This window comes from Armatimonadota bacterium (assembly GCA_031459855.1).
Taxonomy (GTDB): domain Bacteria; phylum Sysuimicrobiota; class Sysuimicrobiia; order Sysuimicrobiales; family Humicultoraceae; genus Fervidifonticultor; species Fervidifonticultor primus.
Genome location: JAVKHP010000003.1, coordinates 1 through 6201, shown reverse-complemented (window position 1 = coordinate 6201; position 6201 = coordinate 1). Strand labels below are relative to the sequence as shown.

2 protein-coding genes are annotated in these 6201 nt (G+C 68.8%); both read right to left on the bottom strand.

Going from position 1 to position 6201, the window contains the following annotated elements:
* On the bottom strand, positions 1-5584 hold a 5584-nt coding region (locus tag QN157_14765), incomplete at its 3' end, for a hypothetical protein (protein ID MDR7556849.1).
* A gap of 189 nt (positions 5585-5773) precedes the next feature.
* On the bottom strand, positions 5774-6201 hold a 428-nt coding region (locus QN157_14760), incomplete at its 5' end, for an enolase C-terminal domain-like protein (GenBank protein ID MDR7556848.1).

Here is a 6201-nt window from a genome sequence, read left to right as displayed (position 1 = left end):
GGTTGTTTCGCACGCAGGAGAACCTATTCAGATTTTGTGGATCGCTCGGCGCTTGCACGATGCTGTCCGGCGAGATGAACCGCGCCAGCAGCGGCGAATACATCCGCGCGTTGCCGAAGCGCAGCGAAGGTCCCCGCAGGGGATAGTCATACAGCCCAACACTGCCTTCCAACCGCTGCCCCGCGGCTACGTCCCGCGTGAGCGTAGCGAACAGCGGGATGAACCGCCGATCCGTCGGCCACGTGCCGCTAACGTGGCGTGCCGAACCATACGGCGTATAGCGGCTTTGCGACACCACCCCACCGCTCGCGTTCGTCACCAGCGACGCGCTGCCCAGGTGATCCCCGTGCAGCCAATACACCCCGCCGCTGTTGCGCATCGCCACCCTTTGGCCGTTGAAGTAGTAGTAGTTCGTCCAGCCCGTGCTGCTGTTCCACTCCGCATGCGGGCCGACGTAGATCGTCGTGACCCCGCCCTGCGTCTTGCGCACCAGCGTGCCGTCGGCGTCGTAGGCATAGTAAATGTCCTGCCCGTTGCCATATACCCGCGTCACCTTGTTGTCTGCGTTCCACTCCTGCGTATACCACGCCCCGTTGTCCCACCGGCTCACCATGTTGCCGTTGGCGTCGTAGCTGGCGATCGGCGCGCCGTTCAGGTGCGTCACCGCCTGCGGCTTGCTGGCGTGCCAGTAGTTGAACGTCCCCAGCCCACTGTGCTGGATCATCCGCCCGATCGCGTCGTAGCTGTAGCTCTCGCTGTAGCCCGGCCAGCCCACCTGCGGCGCCACGCCCGTCAGCCGATCCAGGTCGTCGTAGCTGTAGGCCAGCCGCTCGCCCGTCGTCCGGTCGCCGCTGAAGCGGATGTTGCCCACCGCATCGTAGGCATACACCAGCTTCAACAGCGCGCCGGCGGCGCTGCTTTCGTCGTCGCAGTTGCCGCTGCTGGTGGCCACGCACAGCCGGCGCAGCCGCCCGTAGCTGGTGTTGCCGGCGTTCGGGTATTCCAGGTCGCTGCCGTAGTGGTAGCGCTGCGTGCGCGCGCCGTTGCCGTGATCCATCCGCGTCAGCAACCCCAGCGCGTTGTAGGTGGCGTTCGACACGTAGACGCTCGCGCCGCTCAGGCTGCGCGGGCGCATGGCGTCGTCGTAGCTCGTCGTCACCACTTCGCCGTTCGGGTAGGTCATGCTCGTCACCCGATCGGCGCTGTCGTAGGCGAACTGGACGTCGAACGTCCCAGGGACGCCGTCCACCGAGCGGGTCTCCTTCTTCACACGCCCGCGGGCGTCATATTCCCAGCGCGTCCAGGTATTGGTGCCCGTCGCGCCGTTGAGCACCTGCGCGATGGTGCGCCGCCCGACCGGATGCGCACCGCTCGTCCACCATGTGGCATCGTAGGCGTAGCCGGCGATGTCCACGCCGTTGACCGCCTTCTTGGTCAAACGGTTGAGAGCGTCATACGTGAACGTCAGCGTCTGGCCTTTGGCATCGGTCTGGCTGATCAGGTTGCCGTTGTCATCGTAGGCGTAGCTCCAACTGCCCATGTTCGGGTCGCTTATGCTGGTCTTGCGCCCCAGCGCGTCGTAGCCGATGCTGGTGACGTAGCCCAGCGCGTCGGTCACCTGGGTCAGTTGCCCCAACCAGCCATACGCATAGTGCGTCTGGGCATACAGCGCGTGCGTCCCGGCGTCGAAGTTGCCGGTATATTCCTCCACCCGCACCAGGCGCCCCAGCCCGTCGCTCACCCACACCTTGGTTCGTCCCAGCGCGTCCACCCCCCGCCGGCGCGCCTCGACGCCGTTGAGCTGACCATACAGCGTGCGCGTCGCCGCCCCGTCCGGCCCGACCACCCGCGTCACCCGCCCCAGCAGGTCATACTCGGTCAGCGTGTGCGGCCGCCCGTCCCAGCCCCCCGGCCGGCTGAACCCCCAACTGAAGCCTTCCAGCGCCGGCACGAAGCGGCGCACCTCGCGGCCTAGCGCGTCGTAGGTCACGTTCACCACCTGCTGCTGCGCCCCGTTGACCGTCTCGCTGCGCGTCTGCACCAGCCGGCCCAGCCCGTCGTAGAACGCGAACGTCGGGTGCACGCAGCCGCTGCAGCCGGCCACCTCGCGCTGCCAGGTCTCCACCTTGAACGGCGGGCTGATCGCCGCCTGGTTGGCGTCGCTGTAGGCGTAGCTGAGGGTCGGGTAGCCGTCGCTGTCGCCGGGGCGCACCACCGCGGTCACCCGCCCCCACACGTCATACCAGTAGCGCTCCTGCACCAGGTTCGGGTCGGTGACCGAGGCCAGCGCACCCCACGGCTGCCCCGCCGGCCGCGCCACGCCGTTCACCCCGAAGTAGGCGTAGGCGGTGGTGTGATTCAGCGGGTTGCGCACCCACAGCACCTTCAGCGTCACCGGGTCGTAGCCGGCCGTGCTGGTATGGCCGCGCGGGTCGGTGATCGCCGTCAGGTTGCCCTGCCCGTCGTAGCTGTAGTGCTCGCTCACCCAGAACTGGCCCTGCCGCCCGCGTTCCACCCGCGTCACCAGCCCGCGCACCGGCGCGGCGTAGTAATGCGGGTTGCCGTCGTAATACACCAGCGTCTGCGTGCGCAACTGCGGGATGTCGGCGTTCTCGTGGATGCCGTCGAAGCGGTTCTCCCAGGCCACCCGCCCGACGACCCACCGCGTCCAGTTGTGGGTGTAGCCCCAGTGCGTGCTCAGCTCGTCGCCGCCGCGATGCCAGAAGCCGTGCTGAAACTCGGCCGTGGGATTCCCCAGGCCGTCTACCCGCCGCTCGACGCGCGTCATCAGCACCCCGCCCGGCGGCACGTTGCCGGCGGCGTAGCGCAGGTCGCCGAAGGGGAATTCGTCCGTCACCGCCGCCCAGCTCAGCCAGGTGCCCGCCGGCTGGCCCGGCGCCGGCTCGTTCACGCCATACCACACTCGGCCGGCGCGCAGCACCGTCCCGCCGTCGGCGGAGTAATGGCGCGTGTCATACACCTGCCCCAGCCAGCGCCGGTCGGTGTGCGTGTCGGTGCGCACCACGCTCAGCGGGCTGCCGCCCTGCGGGCTCACCCGCTTGACGAGCGTGCCGTAGCCCATCAGCCCGCCGCGCGACTCCGGATACACGTCGTCGTGCCCCAGGTGGCACGGGCTGCCGGCGTCGTTCCAGCACGGGTTGGAGAACTCGTAGGTCTCGACGGTCACCCCGCCCAGCCCGTCGCGCAGCGTGCGCTGGTTGACGTGGAAATACGTCCGGTCGTTGCGGTAGCCCTGCCAGTAGCTGAACTCCACCCGCCCGCCGTAGCCGTTGTTGATCGCCCGCACCAGCGTGTCGTTGTCGTTCTGGTATTCGAAGGTGGTGTTCGGCAACTGCCGCCAGCCGTTGATGCCGGTGTCCCATGCCTGCGGGGTGATGCGCACCACGCGGGTGTTCCACGACGGGCCGGCGTAGCCCAGCTCGTAGCGCCGCAGGCGCCAGGCATCCTGCGGGCAATTGTTGTCCGGGTTGCCGGCGACGTAGCGACAGGTCCAGATCGAGAGCAGGCGCGCCGGCGAACCGGTGTATTGGAACTGCACCACATACGCCCGCGGCGGGCTGCTGTGCCGGTTGCCGTAGCGGATGTAGCTCAGCCGGGTGTTGGTCTCCCAGTCCGCCCCCATCTGCCACGACTGCTGTCCGTCCACCATGCCGTTGTCGCCGCTCATCGGCTCTTCGCCGTAGACCCATTCGGCCGACCAGCCGCCCGCGACGGCCGGGTCGTCGCGCCGCGGCGAATACACGTAGCGCAGATACCAGGTCTGGTAGGCGATCAGGTTGCCGTTGCGCCTGCGGAAGACCTTGGTGCTGGCAGCGTCCGTTCCGAAGGCGTAGCGCGTCCCATCCGCCGTCCACACCTGCCAGTAATGCGGCGCCGGCACGCCGAAATCGCTGAACCCTCCGAACGGCAGCGCCGTCCCGTTGCACGACGTCCCGAACGTGCAGCGATAGACCCGCACCGGCGCGTAGTTCTGCGTCACGAATTCGTCCGCCCCGTTGGCGCTGCCCTTGTAGATCAGGTTGTATTCCACGCCGCCCAGGCTGAGCTTGTATTGCTCGTTGGTGATCAGCTCGTAGTATTGCTGGAACAGCGTGCCCCACTGCGGCGACCAGGTGGTGTATTGGCGCTTCTCCAGCTTCACCCCTCGGCGCACATGCGGCACGTCCAGGCTCCAGCCTGCGCCCATGCGGTAGTCATCGCCCGAGCCGCCGCTTTCCGCGCCGGCGCTGGCGTAGGCGATGGTCAGGCCGGGTTGCACGCCGTCGGGCATCTCCGGCAGCTCGACGCTCTGGGCGTAGGTGGCCGACCCGCGGAACGGGCTCACCCCGCCCATGTTCGGGGCGAACTTCCACGGCTCCGGCCGCCCGGCCGGCACCTGGAAGATCACGGTGTAAGACGAGAAGTGGCGCAACGGCGCCGTCAGCATGCCCTGCACCGCGTCGTAGCGCGCCGGCACGGGTTCGTAGACGACCTGGCGCACCTCGACGGTTTTGACGCTGCCGTCGGCCAGCTTGACCTCCTCGGTGCGCGTGCTCACCCGCTGGTAGGCCAGCGCCGGCTCGACGCCCGCGGCCAGCAGCGCCTCGCTCAGCAGCCCGCGCAGGTCAATCGTCGCCGTTACCGGCGCGGCGAAGGCCAGGTCCGGCTCGACCCGGAAGGTCAGCGCGGGCAACCCGCCGGCCTCGGCGCGCTCCAGGAAGACGCTGCCGCGCAGCGCCACGCGCGACGCCAGCGCGCCGGGGGCGAAGGTGAGCGTCACCCGCCCGCCGGGTAGCACGAGCGTCCCACCCTCGGCCGACAACGCGGCCTCGGCCGGCGCGGCACCGATCACCACCGCCTGCGCCAACGCCTCGACGCGCAGGCCGCCGGCCTCGCCGAGCTGCACCTCGGGGATGACCTTGAGCGTCACGCTGTCTTCGTCCTGCCCAGGCGCACCGGCTTTGACCGCGCTCGCCTGCACCTGGAAGGGGAACTCGGCCAAGCCGGTCTGATCCACGCCGGCCTTCGCCCAGCTCAGCGTGCGCGTGGCGGGGTCGTAGCTCGCCTCCTTGGCGCTGTCGGGCACGTAGTCCAGCCCCTCGGGCAGGGTCAGGCGCACGCTCAAGCCCTCGAACGGCCGGCGTGCGCGCAGCACCAGCGTCGCAGCCAAGGTCTCGCCGGGCAGGGCATGGGCCGGGTCGAAGGCGACATGGGCGCGCAGCACATCCTCCGGCGGCAGAAGCTCGGGCAGCGGAGCGGCTTCCGCGGCGAGGGGCGGTTCGGCGGCCGAGCGGCCCGGATCGCCGGCCAATTCGGGCAGGCGCTGGAGGGCAGGGTCGGTCGGCGGTTGGCCGGCCGGGTCGAACAGGCGGTCGAAGTCGGGGTGACCGGGCACGATCACCGCGCCGAGCGGGTCGTAGCTCACCGGCCGGGCCGGCTCACCGGCGGACTCGGTAGGCGGGGCTGCAGCCGGCGGCGTTTGCGGGGGGGGGGTGAACGAGAGCGACGTCAGCGCCAGGGCGGCGCTCAACACGAGATTCAAACCTGCTTGCGAGCGAAGGCGCACCGACACGCACCGCAACATGCTTCCCTCCTGTGAATCAGCCGGCAGATGTGCTCTCTTGCAACGCGGGAGTATATGCCCGCGCCGCACGGATGCAAGTGGGGTGGGACGAAGGCAAGGCTTTGAGTCCCCGTCACCCTCGCGGAGCTCCCGCCTCCTTGGGTGACGGGTAAACCCTAAAGGTCTCCAAGACCTTTAGGGTCGGGCGCACTACGACCACAACCGATCCCACGACCGGTCAACGTCCCAATATGTGCTTGGCTCGAAGTAGCCGGCCGGATCGCCGGGCGTGAGGTGTGCGCGGATCACCTCCTCGTTCAGCTCGATGCCCAGCCCCGGCCCTTCCGGAACCGGGATGTAGCCCTCCTGGATGATCGGCTTGGGGATGCCGGTGACGAAGTCGTCCCAGTAGGGCAGATCGGTGAAGTGATGCTCGAGCGCGATGAAGTTCTCCGTAGCGGCGGCGCTGTGCACAGCGGCGATGGTGGACACCGGCGAGCCGGCCATGTGGATGGCCATGCTGATGCCGTATTCCTGCGCCAGGTCGCCGATCTTCTTCGTCTCCAGGATGCCGCCGGCCGTCGCGAGATCAGGATGGCACACCGAGATGGCCTGCGCCTCGAACAACGGCTTGAAGT